At 31.4% G+C, this 2666-nt stretch carries 2 protein-coding genes; one reads left to right on the top strand and one right to left on the bottom strand.

The features are described from left to right. Window positions 1–483: MerR family transcriptional regulator (locus tag KA893_RS13820; protein WP_204171401.1), on the top strand; the 483-nt coding region annotated here is incomplete at its 5' end. A 747-nt stretch (window positions 484–1230) separates the two neighbouring features. Here the strand turns inward: KA893_RS13820 and cfr are convergent. Beyond that, complete coding sequence (gene cfr, locus KA893_RS13815; protein ID WP_001010505.1) at window positions 1231–2280, bottom strand: 23S rRNA (adenine(2503)-C(8))-methyltransferase Cfr; 1050 nt, start codon at window positions 2278–2280, stop codon at window positions 1231–1233. Window positions 2281–2666: the final 386 nt, after the last annotated feature.

The raw sequence follows: 2666 nt of genomic DNA, 5'->3' as shown, positions 1-2666 counted from the left end.
AGGAGTCTGGACTTGACTCTAATAAATGAACAACAGTATCAAATCCAAGTAGAAAAAAAGAGAGTAGAAGAAATACTTCTTATGATTCAGAAAGCAGATTTTACTACCTATAAAAATATTAAGTTAAAAGACTGGATGAGTATTGGAGAAGCTGCCGAAGTGGCAGGTGTAAACACTTCGGCAATTCGCCACTGGGAATCAGAAGGATTAGTCCATTCGGAAAGAAAAAAAGAAAACGGCTACCGCATGTTTTCTATATCCGAATTGCGTAAAATACTGGTCATTAGCAGTTTAAGAAAAACTGTTTATTATATTGAAAATATGAAACAACTGTTAAATGAAATAGACATACCAAGCTATGAAAAAGTTGAACATTCCTTTCGGCTTGCTTTGAAGAACTTGGACAACAAATTAATGAATCAATTTAAAGGGGTAACAGAACTGATGAACTATATAAATTTAATTCAAGAAAGAGACTGCTGAAAAGTTACGCCTTTGCCTATCTAAAGATAGCAATTGAAGAATGAAAATGGAGAAGATACAATTGGCAGCTGGTTTTTCAATGCGGAAGCTAAACTCATAGAACGCTTAGTTAAATTATGATCACTTATCAGAAGGGAAGGAGCTAGAAAAAGCTTCTTCCTTTTTGTCTATAAAAGTGTACTTTTACGAACGCTAATAAAGTGAGAAATCAAATGATATTAAAAGGTTTTCAAAAAGTTGAAGAAGAACTTAGCAAGAGGGTTTCAGATTATATAATTGAGGAGGGTTTTATGAAGCTGAACGCATTCCCGAATACTTTCAAGTTGTTCTCTAGAGAGACTACATAAATTAACTGCCAAAGACTACATTTTTAGAATGCCATAAACATCTTCAAGTATATATTTCATTAACTTACATTTGTATTTAGGGAGAATAAAAAATCCTCCCAATTATTATTGGAAGGATTATCTATTCATTTATACTAAATAAGAGTTTTTTGTCATTCGACAAACAAAACATCTAGTTAAACTGATTTAAAAAAAATGGATGACTAATCCTATATCTTAGTACTTTGAAACTTATTCATTTCAAATTAGAAGAATACAGATTAGTTAATTATCTTCCACCCAGTAGTCCATTCATATTTGAAGAAAATACTAGCATAATTGAGTTATCAAAATAATATTAATTGCATTAATATTATTTAAAAATTCACCTTATTATATCAGCTATATACCTTGTTCAATACTATTGGCTATTTTGATAATTACCATATAATTGACCACAAGCAGCGTCAATATCAATCCCAAATTGACTTCTAATTGTGACATGGATACCAGCAGACTTCAAAACTTTGTAAAAGGCTTCTACCTGCCCTTCGTTTGCTTCTCCATACATCTCAGGTGCACTTATTGTAGGATTGTATCGTATCAAATTTACATGATATAACTTCCCTGATTTATAGCGACTTTTAAGAAGGCTAACAACTTCGTTTGCATGCTCAAGAGAATCATTTACACCAGGCAACATGATATAAGCTATATATACTTTCCTTGAAGTTAATCTTATATGTTCATCGAGTATATTCATTACCTCATCTATTGGGTATCTATCATTTATTGGCATCAATTTGCTGCGTTCCTCACTATAAGGTGAGTGTAATGAAAATGTAAGATTTACTTGAGGATATTCCTGGGTTATTTTTTTGATACTAGGTATAATACCAATCGTTGATATAGAAAGTCTACGAGGACTTAATGCAAATAAATTAGGATCCGTAAACGAATCAAGAGCATCAAATACTTGACGGTTGGCTAGAGCTTCACCCATTCCCATAAAAGAAATGCTATCAATTTGATGACCTAATAAATGGAAGTATAAAACTTGATCTGTTATCTCATCTACAGTTAGGTTTTTTTTCAATCCAATGTCGCCTGTAGCACAAAATTTACACCCAAAATTACATCCGCATTGTGATGATATACAAAATGACTCCCAACCTGCTTTATACTTCATGTTTACCGTTTCTACTCTCTCATTCTTTGATACTTCAAAAAGCACTTTCGTAACTTGCTCTGAATTTTGCTCTGCTAAGAGCTTGATATTCAAAACTGTTTCTCCAAAATTATTTATTAAATCCTCCCTAAGTAATTTTGGAAGAACCTTCATATCCTCAAATCGACTAATTCTTTGTTTAAAAATCGCATTGGTTATTTGTTTTATTCTATAATCAGGCTCATTATTACTTCTTAAAAATTCCTGTATTTTACCATACTTTGTTTTATTATTAAAATTCATTTCTTTCATCCTTTCACAATTTGCTCTAGTGGTAATTAGAATAATTGGAAAGGAGTAGCAGTCCCTAAGAATCAATTTCTTTTTGCACACAAAAAAAACACAGATAAAAATTACCGGTGCCGAAAGTCAAAACATACAAATATGCATATTTCACTACATAAAACAAGTATGTTGATGATCTTGTTTTAAACTTATCCATAGTAGAGGCAAAGCTCCGGCAACTGTTTTTATATCATTGTTTAGTTTAAAAAAGGACAGACTATTCCCTTTAATAGCTAAAATAGCTATTACCTCCTTTCACTAATTAATATACTTAGCCTGTACTGTAACATTTTAATATTCAAATGTAAATATTAAAGTTAGCAACGATAAAGTCCGTATAATTG

The sequence above is a fragment of the Staphylococcus sp. GDY8P126P genome, from assembly GCF_017891965.1.
Lineage (GTDB): Bacteria > Bacillota > Bacilli > Staphylococcales > Staphylococcaceae > Staphylococcus > Staphylococcus saprophyticus.
The sequence above is the reverse complement of the archived record's forward strand: the minus strand, read 5'-3'. Positions and strand labels throughout refer to the sequence as shown.